General features: G+C 44.0%; 15 protein-coding genes. 6 read left to right on the top strand and 9 right to left on the bottom strand.

What is annotated here, in order from left to right; translation table 11 throughout:
• Positions 1–3: 3 nt before the first annotated feature.
• The 6 genes from ffh to panC all read right to left on the bottom strand — a co-directional run bounded on the left by ffh (position 4) and on the right by panC (position 6,639).
• Complete coding sequence (gene ffh / locus ACYIA1_RS02310) at positions 4–1,341, bottom strand: signal recognition particle protein (RefSeq protein WP_005861632.1); 1,338 nt, start codon at positions 1,339–1,341, stop codon at positions 4–6.
• Positions 1,342–1,442: 101 nt separating this feature from the next.
• Positions 1,443–3,353, bottom strand: coding sequence for a heavy metal translocating P-type ATPase (locus tag ACYIA1_RS02305; protein ID WP_480334249.1), 1,911 nt, complete (start codon positions 3,351–3,353; stop codon positions 1,443–1,445).
• An 80-nt stretch (positions 3,354–3,433) separates the two neighbouring features.
• Positions 3,434–3,871, bottom strand: a complete 438-nt coding sequence (locus tag ACYIA1_RS02300; protein ID WP_005865860.1) for a Fur family transcriptional regulator — start codon at positions 3,869–3,871, stop codon at positions 3,434–3,436.
• Positions 3,872–4,014: 143 nt separating this feature from the next.
• Entirely contained in the window at positions 4,015–5,337 is a 1,323-nt protein-coding gene (locus tag ACYIA1_RS02295) for an MATE family efflux transporter (protein ID WP_122144328.1), read from the bottom strand.
• Between the two features lie 98 nt (positions 5,338–5,435).
• The gene (gene panD / locus ACYIA1_RS02290) at positions 5,436–5,786 is read right to left on the bottom strand and encodes an aspartate 1-decarboxylase (RefSeq protein WP_005861624.1); all 351 of its coding nucleotides are present in this window, start codon (positions 5,784–5,786) and stop codon (positions 5,436–5,438) included.
• 13 nt (positions 5,787–5,799) lie between these two features.
• Entirely contained in the window at positions 5,800–6,639 is an 840-nt protein-coding gene (gene panC / locus ACYIA1_RS02285) for a pantoate--beta-alanine ligase (RefSeq protein WP_005861622.1), read from the bottom strand.
• A 100-nt stretch (positions 6,640–6,739) separates the two neighbouring features.
• Between panC and ACYIA1_RS02280 the strand changes: the two genes are divergently transcribed.
• Complete coding sequence (locus tag ACYIA1_RS02280; RefSeq protein WP_005865855.1) at positions 6,740–7,564, top strand: glycogen/starch synthase; 825 nt, start codon at positions 6,740–6,742, stop codon at positions 7,562–7,564.
• Between the two features lie 11 nt (positions 7,565–7,575).
• On the top strand, positions 7,576–8,952 hold the full coding sequence (locus tag ACYIA1_RS02275; protein WP_005865853.1) for a DUF4270 domain-containing protein: 1,377 nt from the start codon (positions 7,576–7,578) through the stop codon (positions 8,950–8,952).
• Positions 8,953–9,088: 136 nt separating this feature from the next.
• Here ACYIA1_RS02275 and ACYIA1_RS02270 read toward each other — a convergent pair whose 3' ends face one another.
• The 3 genes from ACYIA1_RS02270 to ACYIA1_RS02260 are packed head-to-tail and all read right to left on the bottom strand — an operon-like array spanning position 9,089 to position 13,634.
• Entirely contained in the window at positions 9,089–10,381 is a 1,293-nt protein-coding gene (locus ACYIA1_RS02270; protein WP_005861616.1) for a glycoside hydrolase family 57 protein, read from the bottom strand.
• Between the two features lie 35 nt (positions 10,382–10,416).
• Positions 10,417–11,685 (bottom strand): glycosyltransferase, encoded by a 1,269-nt coding sequence (locus ACYIA1_RS02265; RefSeq protein ID WP_005865850.1) that lies wholly within the window; start codon positions 11,683–11,685, stop codon positions 10,417–10,419.
• Between the two features lie 14 nt (positions 11,686–11,699).
• Complete coding sequence (locus ACYIA1_RS02260) at positions 11,700–13,634, bottom strand: glycogen debranching enzyme N-terminal domain-containing protein (protein WP_250788285.1); 1,935 nt, start codon at positions 13,632–13,634, stop codon at positions 11,700–11,702.
• A gap of 406 nt (positions 13,635–14,040) precedes the next feature.
• On the opposite strand from ACYIA1_RS02260, the gene ACYIA1_RS02255 reads away from it, so the two are divergent.
• The 4 genes from ACYIA1_RS02255 (at position 14,041) to ACYIA1_RS02240 (ending at position 18,862) form a co-directional block, all read left to right on the top strand.
• Positions 14,041–16,140, top strand: a complete 2,100-nt coding sequence (locus ACYIA1_RS02255; protein ID WP_008778037.1) for a M3 family metallopeptidase — start codon at positions 14,041–14,043, stop codon at positions 16,138–16,140.
• An 80-nt stretch (positions 16,141–16,220) separates the two neighbouring features.
• Positions 16,221–16,655, top strand: coding sequence for a deoxycytidylate deaminase (locus ACYIA1_RS02250; protein WP_008778036.1), 435 nt, complete (start codon positions 16,221–16,223; stop codon positions 16,653–16,655).
• 13 nt (positions 16,656–16,668) lie between these two features.
• Positions 16,669–18,402, top strand: a complete 1,734-nt coding sequence (locus tag ACYIA1_RS02245) for a S41 family peptidase (protein WP_057327076.1) — start codon at positions 16,669–16,671, stop codon at positions 18,400–18,402.
• Positions 18,347–18,862 carry a 5-formyltetrahydrofolate cyclo-ligase gene (locus ACYIA1_RS02240; RefSeq protein ID WP_057329095.1) on the top strand — a complete coding sequence of 172 codons (516 nt, stop codon included), beginning with the start codon at positions 18,347–18,349 and terminating at the stop codon, positions 18,860–18,862. Before ACYIA1_RS02245 ends, ACYIA1_RS02240 begins: the two co-directional genes overlap by 56 nt.
• Positions 18,863–18,884 lie beyond the last annotated feature (22 nt).

Genomic DNA, 18,884 nt, shown 5'->3' with positions numbered 1-18,884 from the left:
TAATTAACGTCTGAACGAAGGCTTCATCGAAGGTAGCTTCATCTTCCCCGACTTTGCGGAAGTAAGCATACGCATCATCTTACGGGTCTCATCAAATTGCTTGATCAGCTTGTTCACCTCCTGGATGCTCGTACCGCTACCTTTAGCGATACGCTGACGGCGTGAGCCATTCAAGATAGCCGGGTTGCTGCGCTCATCCGGAGTCATCGAATAAATGATAGCCTCGATACTCTTGAACGCGTTATCATCGATATCCACATCTTTCAATGCCTTTCCTACACCCGGGATCATGGATGCCAACTCTTTCAAGTTACCCATCTTCTTGATCTGTTGGATCTGGGAGATAAAGTCGTTAAAATCGAACTGGTTCTTAGCGATCTTCTTCTGCAAACGTTTCGCTTCTTCCTCGTCATATTGCTCTTGCGCACGTTCCACCAAAGACACGATATCACCCATGCCTAAGATTCGATCCGCCATACGTTCAGGGTGGAAAATATCCAAGGCATCCATCTTCTCGCCCGTACCGACAAACTTAATCGGCTTATCAACAACCGTACGGATCGACAAAGCGGCACCACCACGGGTATCACCATCCAACTTCGTAAGTACGACGCCGTCGAAGTTCAGCCGCTCATTAAATTCCCTTGCGGTATTCACGGCATCCTGACCCGTCATGGCATCTACCACGAACAAGGTCTCATCCGGCTGGATAGCGCTCTTGATAGCGGCGATCTCGTTCATCATCTGCTCATCGATAGCCAAACGACCGGCGGTATCCACGATCACGACGTCATTGCCTTTAGCCCGTGCCTCGCGGATAGCGTTCATAGCGATCTCCACCGGATTCTTATTCTCCAATTCCATGTATACCGGAACACCTACCTGCTCTCCGACTACACGCAACTGCTCGATAGCTGCCGGACGATACACGTCGCAAGCGGCTAATAATGGTTTCTTATTTTTCTTGGTCTTTAATAAAGACGCTAGTTTACCAGTGAAAGTAGTCTTACCCGAACCTTGCAAACCGGACATCAATATAATGGCGGGATTTCCCTGCAAATTCACGTCGACAGCCGTACCTCCCATCAAGCTGGCCAACTCATCGTGAACAATCTTAACCATCAACTGACTAGGCTTAACCGATGTAAGCACGTTCTGTCCTAAAGCCTTCTCTTTTACCGTATCCGTAAAACTCTTGGCAACCTTATAATTGACGTCGGCATCCAACAACGCTTTACGCACATCCTTCAATGTTTCCGCCACATTGATCTCGGTAATCTTGCCTTCGCCCTTCAACAGTTTAAACGATCTGTCTAACCTTTCGCTTAAGTTCTCAAACATAATTCGTATGTGTATTTATATTATTTTCTACTGGATTAAGGGGCAAAGGTACGAAAAAGAGATGAGTATGCGATGAAAGCGATCTCGAAATTCTTCACTTCTCAACGTTTTAGTATACGGATCGAATTAAGAACCGCCAGCAAAGATACGCCTACATCCGCGAAAACAGCTTCCCAAAGCGTGGCAAAACCGAAGGCTCCCGCCACAAGGACTATCACCTTCACGCCAATAGATCCCACGATATTCTGACGGACGATATTCCGGGTAGCACGTCCGATAGAAATAGCTTCCGCTACTTTAGAGGGCTGGTCCGTTTGGATAACCACGTCCGCGCTCTCGATGGCCGCATCCGATCCCAATCCACCCATCGCAATACCGACATCACTTAAAGCCAGTACCGGCGCATCGTTCATCCCATCGCCCACAAAGGCAACCGACTTATCCGGCTCCGCCGTTAATCGCTCTATATAAGCGGCTTTATCCTCCGGCAGCAGATTACCATACGCTTTATCGACACCCAAACGCTCAGCGAATTGATTCACGATCTCTTGCTTATCCCCGGACAACAAGCAAATATCTTTAACATCCAGATCCTTTAACCGACGAATCGCATCCACGGCATCCTTCTTCAAGGTATCCGAAAGGAGAAGATGCCCCGCATATTTCCCATCGATCGCACAAACCACCACGGTAGAAACACTATCGGATAATTCCTTCGGGACAGGAATATCACGTTCGGCCAATAAACGAATGTTACCGACAAGCACCTGCCGACCGTTCACGATAGCCTCGACACCATGCCCTGCCAATTCCCGCATGTCAGTGATTTCCATCGGCACGCTATCTTGTTTTTCCGCATAGCGAACTACAGCCTGCGCTACCGGATGGGTACTTTTCCGCTCTACTGATAACAAAATACTCAAAAGATCAGAAACCGGGATCTCCGTGCTTTCCACCGTTGTGACCTCAAAACGCCCGGTAGTCAATGTACCGGTCTTATCGAACGCTACCGTATTTACCCGTGTGATCGTATCTAAATAATTACCGCCCTTAAATAATATCCCGGCACGAGAAGCGGCGCCTATACCACCGAAATACCCGAGCGGAACACTTATAACCAAGGCACAAGGACAAGAAATAACCAAGAAAACCAATCCCCTATATAACCAATCCGAGAAAACATACTGGAAAGAAGGCGTCACCATCCCTACCAAAGCAGGAACCGACACGATTAGAAACGACAGAAGAATCACGATTGGGGTATAAATCCGTGCGAAACGCCGAATAAACAATTCCGCCGGCGCTTTCCGCTCCGAGGCATCTTTCACCAAAGCCAAAATACGGGCCAAGGCACTTTGCTCGTACGGCCGATTCACTTGTATACGTACCGCCTGCCCCTGCACGATCATTCCGGCAAGCACCTCCTCACCCTCACGGATAGAACGAGGCATACTTTCCCCGGTTAATGCCGAGGTATCGAACTGTGCCTCGGCTTCCAATAAAACGCCATCCAAAGGCACACGTCCGCCGGGCTTCACCTCGATCCGCTCGCCTACTTTCACATCCTTCGGAGATACATTCATATATGTACCCGTCCGCCATACATCCGTTCGTTCCGGCCGGACATCTAATAAGTCACTGATATTCTTCGAGGCTTTATTCACGGCTAGAAGTTGCAACCTCTCTCCTACCGTATAGAAAAGCATCACGGCTACGGCCTCGGGATACTCCCCAATACAAAACGCCCCGATCGAGGCGATCGCCATTAACGAGAACTCACTAAAAAAGTCTTTCCGCAAAGCCGCTTCCCAAGCTTCTCGCATAACAGGAAGTCCTACCGGCAAAAAAGCGACCAGAAACCAAATGGCCTCTATCCAAGACTCAGCAAACCAACTTATCCCCGAGTACTTCCCGATAAGTCCTATCACCAACAAAACGAAAGAAACCGTCGGCATCCATAAACCGGAACTTCCGTGCGAATGGCAATGTTCACATCCACATGTTGTACTCATAATCTTATCTATTTTAATTATTTACTTCTTGATTACGGTACAAAGGTAAGAGAAGGGAGTTGCAACTTGATTGCAAATTATCAGGGTTTCTGAAAACGTCGCTTATTACACAATGGGCAAACACCCTTTACCGTATAATTAATGGTATCCATTATATATCCTTCCGGCAATTGAGCGACCGGGATCTTGATATTATTTAAACAAGAGGTTTTACGGCATACCTCGCAGAAAAAATGAATATGCCTATCACCCACTGGGCATGTCTCCGAACGGCTCTGGCATATCTCATATTTTATAGAGCCACTACCATCTTCGAAAGAATGGATCGCATGATGTTCCAATAACAAGGCCAATGAACGGGAAATGGTCGATTTATCCAACGTCTCCAACTCCGCCTCCAATTCGAACAGGGAAGCCGGGCTGGTTCGTTCTGATAATTTTTGCAAGACAAGGATCCGTGCGGCAGTAGGCCGTACTCCTTTTCCTACCAACATATCTTCACATTGCTTCGTGGACATGAGTTACCTTTCTTATTTGATTACAATACAAAAATACGAACAATTTCCCAATATTCACAGTTCAAAAAAACACGTACATGTTTTTCAGAATTCACGTACGTGTTTTCGAAAAAAGACGTACGTGTTTTTTTCCCCTCATATACTTATATTCTCTTATTTTGCCAAGAGGCTTTCTTTAAATAGATTACGCTAGCGACGAGCAATCCACTATAGTAAATAGCCTCTGTCAAGAAGCATACGGCTACCGACAAACGCAAACGTATCCCCGCGACATATACAAAAAGCACATACAGAATCAATACCGCCGCTTCCATAAAAAGCGCAGAACGTGTATTTCCCGTACCCGACACCCCGTTGAACGCCACATTAGCTACCGATCCGATCAATAAAGAACCGACAATCACGTAGACGGATGGAACCGAGGCCGCCACTAATGAAGCGTCATTCGTATAAACAGACACGACCCATCCCGGCATCAAACTGACAATAGCGGCAAACACGACCATAATGCCCAACGATAACTTACAGATCTTCCAGATAGTCGGTATAACTTGATTGATCGCTCCCGCCCCGATACTATTACTCACGAACGTGTTTGTCGTGGTCGCCAAGGAATTAACGGGAATCAACATCACGACGTAAATACTACGTACGATATTCGCCACCGCCAACTCCCGTTGCCCCAAATGCTCCACAGCGATAAAGAACATAAACCAAGTAGCGATAGACAAGAAATATTGCAGCATCGTGAACACAGAAATATCCAGCACCCGTTTCAACAAGCCAAAATCGAAAGAACGAATCTGGTTAAGCGCATATTTACGTATATCTACGGTAAGTCTCGTGTAAACCACGAAAAAGAGAATCGATACCGCCTCGGCTATGACGGAAGCGATAGCCGCCCCTTGAATACCCATCTTTGGGAATCCGGCATGTCCGAAAATCAAAAGATAATCCAGTAAGACATTCGTCATTGCCATCAAGACAGCGTTCAATGTCAACACCTTTGTACGGGTAATACCTATAAAAAGAGCCCGGAACATCACGTTCACGAAAGAGAAGAAGAAGCCAAACACACGCCAATCCAAAAATTCCTCCGTGGCATTCAAGATAGCGTCCGAAGAAATCAATACACGCATCACGTCTCCCGCAAAAAAACGAGAAAACAAGAACAATATAGCAGCCAGCGACAATAGGAAGAAAACGCCTTGTATCATGACAGGCCCTATCTGGTCATAACGTCCCTCTCCGTTTCTACGGCCAATCACGATTTGAGATCCCGTACTAAAACCAAAGGCGATCGTAAAAGCGCAGATATAATAAAGTCCTCCCATAGCGGAAGCCCCCAACTCGACTTCACCAACCCTACCTAGAAAAGCCGTATCAGTCACGTTTATCACGTTTTGCGCCAACAAGCTCAAAAAGATCGGGTAGCTAACATTCCATATATTCCTGTTCGTGTACATAACTCGCTTATTACTTAAATTTATGAAAATAAAAAAAGCCCGCCGCATCCCGACGAGCTTTTCTTATGATTAGAGATCTCTACAAAGCCTAGCGTCTGCTATATCAACTTATTTGTCGCCGTATCAGGAAATACCACGGAAGGCTTGAATGTTTTCGCCTCCTCGAAATCCATCATGGCATACGACATAACGATAATAATATCTCCGGGTTGAGCCTTACGGGCAGCCGCTCCGTTCAAGCAAACCACTCCCGAGCCACGTTCGCCCTTGATAATATACGTCTCAAAACGTTCTCCGTTATTATTATTCACGATCGAGACCTTCTCGTTCGCGATCAAATTAGCGGCGTCCAACAAATCCTCGTCGATAGTGATGCTACCGATATAGTTTAAGTTAGCTTCCGTTACCGTTACCCGGTGAATTTTTGACTTTACTACCTCTATAAACATGTATGACTTATAATTAGTATTTGATATTGTCGATCAAACGTACCTCTCCGCAATATACCGTGATGCAACCTACCGGATAATCGGTATCCGACCAGTTCTTGATAGACTCTAACGTATTGCCATCTACGATCTCGTAATACTCAACTTCCATGACAGGATCGCTATTAATCGTATTGACAACATAGTCAATCACTTCTTGTACGCTTTTTCCGGGCACAAAGGTAGTACTTTCTTTTAACGTACGAGCAATTAACGGAGCTTTTTGACGTTGTTCCGGTGTCAAACGGGTATTCCGGCTACTCAAGGCCAAGCCATCGCCCTCACGAACGATCGGACAAGCATTGATCGTTACAGGGATATTCAATTGTTTCACCATCGCCCGGATCACAGCGATCTGCTGGAAATCCTTTTCTCCGAAATAAGCGTTATCCGGCTCCACGATATAGAACAATTTACTTACCACCTGCGCTACACCGTTAAAATGCCCCGGACGCTTAGCGCCTTCCATTACCTCAGATACCGTTCCCAAATCAAACGTACGGGTATCTGGCTCCGGATACATCTCTTCTACAGAGGGAGCGAATACATAGTCACAGCCGGCAGATTCTAATAACACACAATCAGCCTCCAACGTACGGGGATACGTTTCCAAGTCGTGTTTGTCATTAAATTGGGTTGGATTTACAAAAACACTGACTACACATACATCATTGTTTTTCACGCAATGTTGTACCAAGCTAAGATGTCCATTATGCAGTGCTCCCATGGTAGGAACAAAGCCAATTTTCTTATTATCCTGCTTTGCCTCAGCAAGATAAGCCTTCAAATCTTTAATACTATTTACTATTTTCATCAGATAGATGCTTAATTGACGGTGCAAAGCAACTAAATAATTACCGTAAATAAAAGATTTTTCGTATCTTTGTAGCGTCTTTATAAAACTAGTTTACAGAATGGATGCAAAAAAAATCTTGTTTATAGCCCAAGAAATCACTCCCTACCTTCCCGAATCCGAGATCGCGACAATATGTAGAAATTTGCCGCAAGGAATTCAGGAGCGTGGTCGCGAAATCAGGACATTCATGCCAAAATTCGGAAATATCAACGAGCGCCGCAATCAGTTGCACGAGGTTATCCGTCTGTCTGGTATGAATCTTATTATTGACGACACGGACCATCCTCTGATCATTAAGGTAGCATCCATTCAATCGGCCCGGATGCAGGTTTACTTTATTGACAACGAGGATTTCTTCCAACGGAAATCCACGGTCAGCGATGAGAATGGAAATGAGTATGAAGATAATGACGATCGTTCGATCTTCTATGTACGCGGAGTATTGGAAACCGTAAAAAAATTGCGTTGGATTCCTGATGTAATCCATTGCCATGGCTGGATGTCAGCGTTAACGGCTCTTTACATCAAGAGAATGTATGCCGATGACCCGTGCCTGCGTAACGCGAAAATCGTTTATTCGATCTACAACGATGACTTCAAGAACCCGCTAAACAAAGATTTCGCGACAAAACTGAAGGCGGACGGAGCCAAAGAAGCTGACTTGAAGTTAATCAAGGCAGATACAAGTTTTGTGGCCTTAACCAAATTAGCGATTGATTTCGCTGATGGTGTAATCCAAGGTAGCGAGACGATCAATCAAGAAGTCCTTGATTATATCTCTGCCAAGAAAGATACTCCTTTCCTTCCCTATCAGTCACCGGAAACTTATATGGACGAGTTCAATAAGTTCTACGACGTGGTATTGGATTCTAACACGAAATAATAAATGTAGTAATGAAAATCAAGCTTTTAATACTTGGACTTGGCCTTGGTGCTAGCATTTTGGCCGGGTGTAATGATGATTTTAGTTCGATAGGAACAAGTATTCAGCCAGGCGACGATACAATTGCGGTATATATGGACACGTTCCAGATACAAGCCACTACGGTGCAATTAGATTCTATTTACGCAAGGTCTACTAGCGCCCAGTTGGGTGAACTCTACGATCCGCTGTATGGTAACCTTGTATCGGATTATATGTGCCAATTCTATTGTCCGAGTGATTTTCAATTTGCGCATACACCTTATGAGGGAAAAATTGATTCGGTGGAATTCAATATATATTATAATGGTTCCAATAAAAACGGTGTATGGGTAGGAGACTCCTTGGCGCCTATGCGTGCGGAGATCTTTAAAATTACAAGTCCATTACAAAAGAATTTTTATACAAATATTGACCCTAAGCAATATTGCAATATGCAAGAGTCAATGGGTGCTCAAGCTTATACAGCTTATAACACAAGTATATCCGACTCCCTTAGAAACTCTGATGGTTACAGCCCTCATGTAAGCATTAAAATGCCTACTGAGTTCGGACAAAAATTTTATGATGAAACGATTAATAATCCGGGTACATTCAAGAATCAAGAAACTTTCAATGAGTTTTTCCCGGGGCTTTATGTAACAACTACCTTCGGTAGTGGTAATATATTGTCCGTGGCTAGCTCTGTCCTTAAGATATATTATAATTATGCGGTTAAAAGCACAGCAGGAAAAGACTCTTTAATAACCACGTGGGAAGCTTTCTCCGTCACTAAAGAGGTTATTCAGCTAAGTCGTTTCAAAAATACGGATATGAGTCAATTGCTACAACCGAACGACAGCTATGCATTCTTTAAGACTCCTGCCGGCGTTTGTACACGCATTGTTCTTCCGACAAAGGAAATCACTCCGATCATGAAAGAGCGTATCGTGAATAATTTACCACTCGAGTTAAAAGCGATGCCGCAAGAAGATTGGCAATATGCATTGGCTCCTCCTCCTTATCTATTAATATTGCCAGAGGATTCGGTAAAAAGTTTCTTTGAGGGCAACCAGATAAACAATAATGTAACCTCGTTTTTATCGGAAGCTTACAATGAGACGACTCGCACTTACTCTTTCCCGAATCTCGCCAATTTATTGAAATATCAGATAGAGAAAGATCCGGATAAAGATATGGCGTTACTTATCATACCGGTTGATTGGACTTATACCCAAAGTAACAATTATGGTAGCGTACAAACAATCACAACCGCAATCACGAACTATTTGGCCCCTTCAGGAGTAAAAATACGGAAAGATGAAGAAGTAATGAAAATCGGTATCACTTCATGTAAATATGCCAGATAATAAAAAGTATTCATACAAAAAAAGCGAGAAGAAGAACATCTCGCTTTTTTTATGCACTGTTCCAAAGCAAAAAATAACGGGCCCCCTAAAGGACCCGTCACTCTCCAAAAATAGTCTAGTCAAATCAATTAACGACTTATTTCTTCGCCGCCTTCTTTTTTAATTTATCTAATTCTTTCTGTAGACTCTCGATCTCCTCTCCTTGATTCTTAATCGTAGAAAGCAATGAATTCAATTCCTCATTCTCTATGTTTTCCGGGAATTCCGCATTCACACGAACAATGAAATCGGAAAGAACATTCATATAGTTATTAAATGCGTCATACGGATTATCGTAAGGGCTAAAGCCTCCCTGTCCCATATGCTTTGTACTCATATAATAGAAATGGTCACTGCTCTGCAGATAGTACCAGTCCTGACGGATACGACGAGTCTGAGACAAACGAACACGCTCACCGATCTCGTTAATCTTACGGAATGCTTCCTGCTGCAATACATTTCCTAACCAAGAACTACAATCTCTCTCCTCATCTACCCAAGAGATCGGATAAGGAACGGAGATAGAATCTACCGGCTTGATCAATGTAAATACTTCCGATGGAGTAGAGAAACTAATACCCTTATCTGCGGCAAAGCGAGGCAAAGCCTTGAAGAACTCAAAAATACCGGTTGAAGCTGGATGCAAAGATCCCAGCACCTCATAATTCATAAACAAATTAATGATTTGCTCTGAATCCGGAGTAGCAGCGATCCATGACATATACTTATCGGCTGTCAAAGGATACTCATTCCAACTATAATCACTGAAACGGTTCGATAAATCCTCGCTGAAACGGTCATTCTTCAATAATAAACTCAACTTCGGAGCTACGCAAGAAGAATACATATAGTTCGGACTCTTCCAACCTAAGATATGCTTAGCACCCTCCGTCAACATCCCCTTATAGCCCATCTCAGAAACCATAGCGGAAATATCATCCGAGTAAATCAACTCCGTATTACGGAACACTTTCGGTTTAACCCCGAATAAAGTCTTGATCTTATCTTCTTGTTTCTTTACTTGATGCTTGAACTCCTCCGGATCTCCCAAGGAAGAAAGAGAATGAGCATAAGTCTCAGACAAGAATTCCACATTCCCCGTAGCCGCCAATTCCTTAAAGCTATCGATCACTTCCGGAGTATAAATCTCCATCTGCTCCAACGCTACGCCGGAAATAGAGAACGCTACCTTAAACTTACCACCACTGGTCTTAATCATCTCCAAAATAGTCCGGTTAGCCGGCAAGTAACATTGTTCAGCTATACGATGGATAATCTCCTCATTCTGGAAATCATCGTAATAGTAATGGTCGTTACCTATATCGAAGAAGCGATATCTTTTTAAACGGAACGGCTGATGTATTTGAAAATAAAAGCAGATCGTTTTCATAATATTGTTTGTTTTATTTTTGTCTTGTCGTTAATTTATTTGTTACCTATCACATTGTCGTAAATACGACGAACCTTTTGTCCGGCATACTCCCATTTGATATTATCCACCTCTTTCTTACCTTCCACTTTCAAGAACTCATGCATGGCAGGATAAGTAATAATAGAATACATGGCATCCGCTAACGCCTCAATATCCCAATAATCCACCTTAATCGCATAATCCAAGATCTCGGCGCAACCGGATTGTTTAGAAATGATAGAGGGTACACCACATTGCATGGCTTCCAACGGAGAGATACCAAAAGGCTCGGAAACCGAAGGCATCACATATACATCACTGGCTTTCAACACCTCATAGACCTGCTTACCCTTCATAAATCCAGTAAAGTGGAAACGATCTGAAATATTACGTGCCGCAGCCAAACGAATCATTTGATCCATCATATCACCACTACCAGCCATCACGAAACGTGCATAAGGAGCCTTAGCCAAAACCTTTGCGGCAGCCTCAACGAAATATTCCGGCCCTTTCTGCATCGTGATACGACCTAAGAATGTAATAACCTTATCCTTTACACCCTTTTTATCTGGGATCGCTAAAATCTCAGGACTTAAAGGCTCTACGGCGTTATGTACGGTCGTTACCTTAGAGGGATCTTGATGATATTTCTCAATCACCGTCTGACGAGTCAAATTACTCACCGTTATGATATGGTCTGCATTGTCCATACCATTCTTCTCAATCGCATAGACATCCGGATTCACATTACCGCGACTACGATCGTAATCCGTAGCATGAACATGGATGACCAAAGGCTTACCACTCACATTTTTAGCGTGAATACCCGCCGGATAAGTCAACCAGTCGTGCGCATGGATGATATCATACTCTTCCGTACGAGCGATTACTCCCGCAACGATCGAATAGTTATTGATCTCTTCCAGAAGATTATCCGGATAACGTCCGGAAAACTCAAGGCACCCTAAATCAGTCACATGACGATAACTGAAATCCGCATAAATATGATCCCTGTACTTATAATACTGGTCAGCGTTCATTCCCGCTTTGGAAACCCGTTGCTGCACATATTCACGGTCAACATCCTTCCAAACAATCGGAACTTGGTTGACACCCACTATCTTTAGAAAGCTCTGGTCTTCATCGCCCCAGGGCTTCGGTATACAAAAAGTAATATCCATATCGGGCTGCATTGCCATGCCTCGTGTCAAACCGAAACTGGCCGTTCCTAAACCGCCCAAGATATGAGGAGGAAATTCCCATCCAAACATTAATGCTTTCATAATGGTACTTAGTTTTATTCGGCGTTATACTTCTTCAACAAATCCACAACACGGAGGATAGCCGCAACATTCATCGCAAAAGAGACAGCTCCACGTCCGGTAAACGGTGGGTTACCATCAAACAATTCCGGGATCGTCCCGATACAGTGTAATGACATCTCCTCCTCCAAGCTTATCAACATACGTTCAGCAAAAGCAACGCCACTCTTTCCGAATACACGCAAATAAGCTTCCAAATAGGCGCCTAACAACCACGGCCAAGCAGTACCTTGGTGATAAGCCAAATCTCGTTCATATTGCGGCCCCACATAATACGGGCGATATCCTTCGCTCTTCGGACTCAAGGAACGCAAGCCCTTCGGGGTAAGCAACTCTTTCGTCACGATGTCCACCACGGCACGTTTCTGCATCCTCGTCAATGGGGAATAAGGCAATGCCACAGCGAAAATCATATTAGGCCGTACGCTCCAATCTACCGTAGAACCATTCACGGAATCGAACAAATAATTATACCCGTTCACAAAGGTTTCCGGGAACGATTTATCCATCGACTTGATAATCGGATCAATACCCTCGACAGGTACTCCCCCCATCAATTCCGTATAGAAACAAAGAGCATTATACCAAAGAGCGTTAAATTCCACTATATAACCGGAACGAGTTACGACAGGTTTTCCGTTTACGGTAGAATTCATCCAAGTAATCGCCTTATCTTTTCCATTAGCGAAAAGTAAACCATTCTCCATCAATTTCATATCGGGATGTTTCTGGTCCCGTATATAATCGATAACTTCTTTCACGAAATCGCTGTATAGCTCACGTGCCTTTTCAACGCCCTCATGTTTAGCATACTGTTGGATCGCCCAGATCGCCCATAAAAAGACATCCGGATGCTCGATCTCACGAATCACCGCATCGAAACGCCCATTCGCCATATACGCCCGCATCGCCGGCATCGCCGTATGCATGATCTTCTCAAAACGAACCGGATCATCGATAGACAACGTACTACCCGGAAGAGCTACGAACAAATCTCTCGCACGTACTTTAAACCATGGATAGCCCGCTAATAGATAAGCGTCGTCTTCCTTGGGACGAAAATAAAATTGCTGAGCGGAATTCTTCAAGCAATTGAAGAAGCTAGTACGAGGCGTACGAGCTACGACCTCATTCTCATACAGTGCCTTCAAGCGGGTAGTTGCCACTGCACTATCGCCAGCGCTGAAAATAATAGTCTCCCCTTTTTTGATAGGGACCTCGAAATATCCGGGAACATACAAATCCTCCTGATAAGGATATCCCCTCTCTTGTTCTTTCGGATACTCGATGCCATTGTACCAATACGGCTCATACACAAATTTAACTTTCTTGTTAAATTGCATATACAGTTCCGGATAACCGGGATACATACATGTCTTGATTCCGTTTGTGACTTCCTCGTAAGATTGGTTCACGTTACCATTGGCTTGCGTTAAGTTCTTCACGCTACGGAAAGCAAGGAAAGGACGGAAACGTAAGGTCGTAGCGGAATGAGCATCTTCCAACGTGTACTTGATCATGATACGATTCTCGTACATGGAAAACACTTTCTCTTTCGAGAAGATCACACCTCCTACACGGTAAAGCGTACGAGGTACTGTCTCTGAGCTATACTCGCGGATGTACTTATGTCCCTTGGGGCTGAAATTATCGCCTGCATATTTATGCAACCCAAGATTAAATTCGGCACCATGTTGAATTACCGTCTCATCAAAAGAAGACAGTAACACATGGTTGTCATCATCAATCGCAGGCACAGGCATAACGAGTAGTCCGTGGTATTTCCTGGTATTACAATCAACAACAGTAGTGCAGTGATAGGCTCCCAAACGGTTGGTTCGAAGCACCTCACGAGTCAGCGACTCTTCCAGGTTTATCATTACTGTTTTGTCAAATTTAAGATAACTCATATGTGTATTTGGGTTTTAAGTTACTTTCTTTAATATCAAAATGAAATTATTTTCGTTTCTGAGAATCAAAAGTATTATTTAATAACTAAAAAAACAAACTGTCTTTTATATTTATTTAGAAAAAAAGGCATCCTTCTTCTACGATAAACTTATAGATCAAGGCTTTAAAAAGAAAGGTGCTCTAAAGGAGTGTTTTCAAACATATAAATTTTTGTTAAATCAATCCTATCATCATATTCATCAAAGCTCAAAATCAAGGTACAGCCCCCCGAAAACAAGCCTCGGTTTAGTCATAGGAAATGTTCTATTTTTCATTTTAAATCAATCTGAATATAAAAACAGATGCCTATAACGTTCCTGTGATTAAAATGCCTACCTTTGCGGAAATTTTCAAACAATTTTTAATATGAGGAAGTTATTATATAATGTAGTAATTTTATTAAGCGCAATTCAAATGACACACGCAGCAAATAACCCTTTCTTCGGGAAGTTTAAAACACCGTTCGAGACCCCTCCTTTCGATAAGATCAAGATCGAGCATTATGAGCCCGCTTTCGACGAAGGAATCAAGCAAATGGAAAAAGAGGTGCAAGAGATCGCCAATAACCCGCAACCGGCTACTTTCGAGAATACGGTAGTAGCTCTGGAACGTAGCGGCAAATTATTGGAAACAGTCTCTTCTGTTTTTTTTAATGTATTAGGGGCAGAGGCTAACGACGAGATGATGGAAATCTCGCAACGTGTCTCCCCGAAGTTATCCCAAACCTCCAATAACATCTTCTTAAATGAGAAGCTACTTGCTCGGGTCAAATCAATCTATGATAAAAAAGAACAATTGAACCTTTCTACCGAGGATGCTAAATTGCTGGAAGACCTTTATGAGTCGTTTAAAGCGAATGGGGCTACGTTAAATAAAGATGACAAGGAAAAATACCGCAAGCTAAGTATGGACCTAAGCATGTTAACCTTGCAGTTCGATCAAAACGCCTTGAAAGATAAAAATCGGTTCGAATTACTAATAACGGACGAGAACGAACTATCCGGTTTACCCGAAAGTGCTCGTGACGCAGCGGCCATGTTAGCCAAAAGTAAAGATAAAGACGGATGGTTATTCAATCTCTCGGCTCCGAGTTACATTCCATTCATGCGTTATTCCGACAAGCGTGATTTGCGAGAGAAAATGTATCGTGAATACATGAGCGTAGGAAATAAAGGGGATGAGTTCGACAATAAGGACATTATCAAAAAGATCGTTAATATCCGCCTAGAGATTGCCCAGTTGATGGGATTCAAGAATTACGCCGAATATGCGCTGGAACACACAATGGCTAAAAACTCAGCGAACGTATACAAATTATTGAATCAGTTACTCGAAGCTTATAAACCGATAGCGATCAACGAATACAATGCGGTAGAAGGATTTGCGTTAGGTACAGAGAAAGAGAATATCACCGTTATGCCTTGGGACTGGAGTTATTATTCCGAGAAGTTACGGGATATCCGCTTCAAGGTAAACGACGAGATGACTCGCCCTTATTTCGAGTTAAGCAACGTAAAGAAAGGCGTATTCGGATTAGCTACCCAGCTCTACGGTATCACCTTTAAGGAAAATAAGAAAATCCCGGTTTATCATCCGGAAGTAGACGCTTACGAGGTATACGATGCCGATGGTAAGTTCCTTGCTATCCTTTATACGGATTTCTTCCCTCGTGACGGAAAACAATCCGGCGCTTGGATGAACAATATCAAGGCTCAATACAAAGATAAAGACGGAAAAGATAGCCGTCCTCAGATCGTTATCGTGATGAACTTTACCCGTCCGACAGACACGAAGCCCTCTTTGTTAAGTTTCGACGAGGTGAACACACTCTTGCATGAGTTCGGGCACTCCTTGCACGGCATGCTAGCGCAAGGAACATATTCCAGCCTTTCAGGAACCAGCGTTTATCGTGATTTCGTAGAACTACCTTCCCAGATCATGGAGAACTGGTTGACCGAGAAAGAGTTCTTAGATCAGATCGCCGTTCATTACCAGACCGGAGAGAAAATCCCGCAAGAGATGATACAAAGCTTGGTAAACGCCTCAAACTTCAACGCCGGCTACCTTTGCTGCCGCCAATTAAGCTTTGGCTTGCTGGATATGGCATGGCATACGTTGGAGCAACCTTTCGACGGTGACGTAGCGGCATTCGAGAAAAAAGCTTGGGCTCCGACCGTAATCATGCCGGAAGTACCGGAAGCCTTGATGGGCACAAGCTTCGGACATATCTTCTCCGGAGGATACGCGGCAGGCTATTACGGATATAAATGGGCCGAGGTATTAGACGCCGACGCTTTCTCCGTTTTCAAATCGAAAGGAATCTTCAACAAGGAGGTCGCGAAATCTTTCCGTGACAATATCTTATCCAAAGGTGGTACGGAAGATCCCGCCGTGTTATACAAGCGTTTCCGTGGACAAGAGCCTACGATAGACGCCTTATTAATCCGTAATGGTATTAAGAAGTAATAATTTACCGGGCGATAAGCCCGGTAAATCTAAATAATCACTACCTTTGTGTCTGGATTAAAAGACAAAAGAGTAAACAAATGTGCGAGAAAACAGAAAAACAGCACGAATTAGATAAACGTTACCTGCGAATGGCCGCTATCTGGGCCGAGAATTCGTACTGTAAACGACGCCAAGTGGGCGCATTATTAGTAAAAGATAAAATGATCATATCCGACGGATACAATGGAACACCCGCCGGTTTTGAAAATGTTTGCGAAGACGAGAACAATGTCACCAAGCCTTATGTTCTACATGCGGAGGCTAACGCCATCACAAAAGTGGCAGCCTCATCGAACAGCAGTAAAGGAGCGACCATTTATGTTACCTCCTCCCCTTGCATTGAATGCGCGAAATTAATCATACAATCCGGGATCAAGCGAGTGGTCTATTCCGAGAATTATCGAATAGCGGACGGCTGCGAATTATTGAAGCGTGCCGGTATCATAGTAGATTATATAGATTTGAACGAATAAATAAAACGTTTTTATGGATAAAAACAAAAGACTGACCGTATGGCTCCCGGTTATCATCGCAGCTAGTATCGCTTTAGGTATCTTTATTGGGAACCATTATTTATCTATCAGTCAAGGAAAAAAACGGTCCTACTCCAGCGGCAACAAGATAAATGCCATCTTGGACATTATCGACGAGCAATATGTTGACACGGTTAGCATGTCTAAGTTGGTAGAGAGTACGATCCCGAAAATATTCAGTGAATTAGACCCTCATTCTGTATATATCCCCGCGGAAGACGCTTCCGTGGTGAATGAGGAGCTGGAAGGTTCTTTCAGTGGTATTGGCGTATCATTTAATATGCAAACCGATACGATCCTAGTGATTAGCGTAATTAGCGGCGGTCCCGCAGAGAAAGCAGGTTTACTGCCCTTCGACCGGATCATCTCGATCAATGATTCTATTTTTTCCGGAAAGAAAAAGAACCAAGGAGAGATCATGAAGACACTTCGGGGCGCAAAGAACAGTACGGTGAAACTAGGCGTACAGCGAGGGAATTCTCCTGAGTTGCTCTATTTTGACGTAACCCGTGGAGATGTCCCAGTTAATTCGGTCGATGTTTCTTATGAGGCGGCTAAAGGTATAGGTTACATCAAGGTTAGCAAATTTGCCCGGAATACTTATAATGAGTTCATCACGGCGATCGCCAAGTTAAAACAAGCGGGCTGTACCTCTTTCGTGATCGACTTACGGGGTAATACCGGCGGATATATGGATGCCGCTATCAATATGATTAACGAGTTTATGCCGGAAGGACGCTTGATCGTCTACACGGAAGGTAAGTCGTTCCCCCGTTCCGACGTATACGCGAACGGAACCGGAACTTGTAAAGACGCCCCGATCGTAGTATTGACCGATGAGATCTCGGCTTCCGCCAGTGAGATATTCTCCGGAGCGATCCAAGATAACGACCGTGGTACGATTATCGGACGAAGAACGTATGGCAAGGGTCTGGTACAAACTCAAATGTCATTGAGCGACGGTTCAGAGATGCGATTGACCATCGCCCGTTATTACACGCCGTCCGGTCGCTGCATCCAGAAGAAATATGAGATGGGTAATACGGACGCTTACGACCAAGATATCTATAACCGATATATGCACGGCGAGTTCGACTCGGCTGATAGCATCAAGATGGATGATTCCTTGAAATACCAGACCGTAGGCGGACGTACCGTATACGGCGGGGGCGGTATCATGCCGGATATCTTTATCCCTCGCGACACGAGTGGCGTTACCTCTTACTACTCAAATGTGGTAAATAGCGGCGTGCTTTACCTGTATGCGCTCGAGTACTCAGACCGACATCGGGAGAAACTAGGCTCATTCAAGACTTGGGAGGAATTATATAATTACTTGCAGCAACAACCGCTCCTTTCCGACTTCGTGAACTTCGCCGCTACCAAGGGCATCAAGAGACGTCCCACATTAATTAATATATCCGGCAAGTTAATCGAGAACCAATTGCAAGCGTATATCGTAAGGAATTTCTTCGACGAGGCGGGCTTCTACCCCATTTTCCTAAAAGATGACGTTACCTTATTACGTGCGATCAATATCTTGCAAGAGGGAAAATCCGTGCCGAATGCGGAACTATTAAAACAATCAGCGAATGGAGACTTACACAGCCAAGCAGGCCCTACGAAAAGATATGGCCTCTCGAAAGAAAGAATATTCGAGGATTACCTTGTGCGAGCTATCGGATAAGATCATGGACCGCTTGGAGCAGACAGAACTGTTCCAAGCAGCTTCTTGTATCGCCCTTTATCACGCCATACCGGGAGAAGTACAGACCGCCGGCTTTATCGAGAAATGGTACCGGAAGAAAAAGCTTCTGTTGCCCTTGATCGTCGGTGATGATTTGAGATTGCTTCTTTACGAAGGGCCGGAATCCCTAAAACCCGGACCTTTCGGGATATTAGAGCCCAAGGCGGACGGCATAGAAGTTCCAAAGAATGAGATCGACTTGATTATCGTGCCCGGAGTCGCCTTTGACAAAGACAAGAACCGCATGGGACGAGGGAGGGGATTCTATGACCGCCTTCTTTCCACGCTCAACGCTCCCAAGGTCGGGATATGCTTTGGCTTCCAGCTGATACCACAGGTTCCGGTAGAGCCGTTCGACAAGAAAATGGATTACGTAATAACAGAAGACACCATCTATTGATCTCTCCGCAGAATATATACTT

This window comes from Parabacteroides sp. KHUB-02, assembly GCF_056640955.1.
This window is presented reverse-complemented; position numbering and strand designations above follow the sequence as displayed.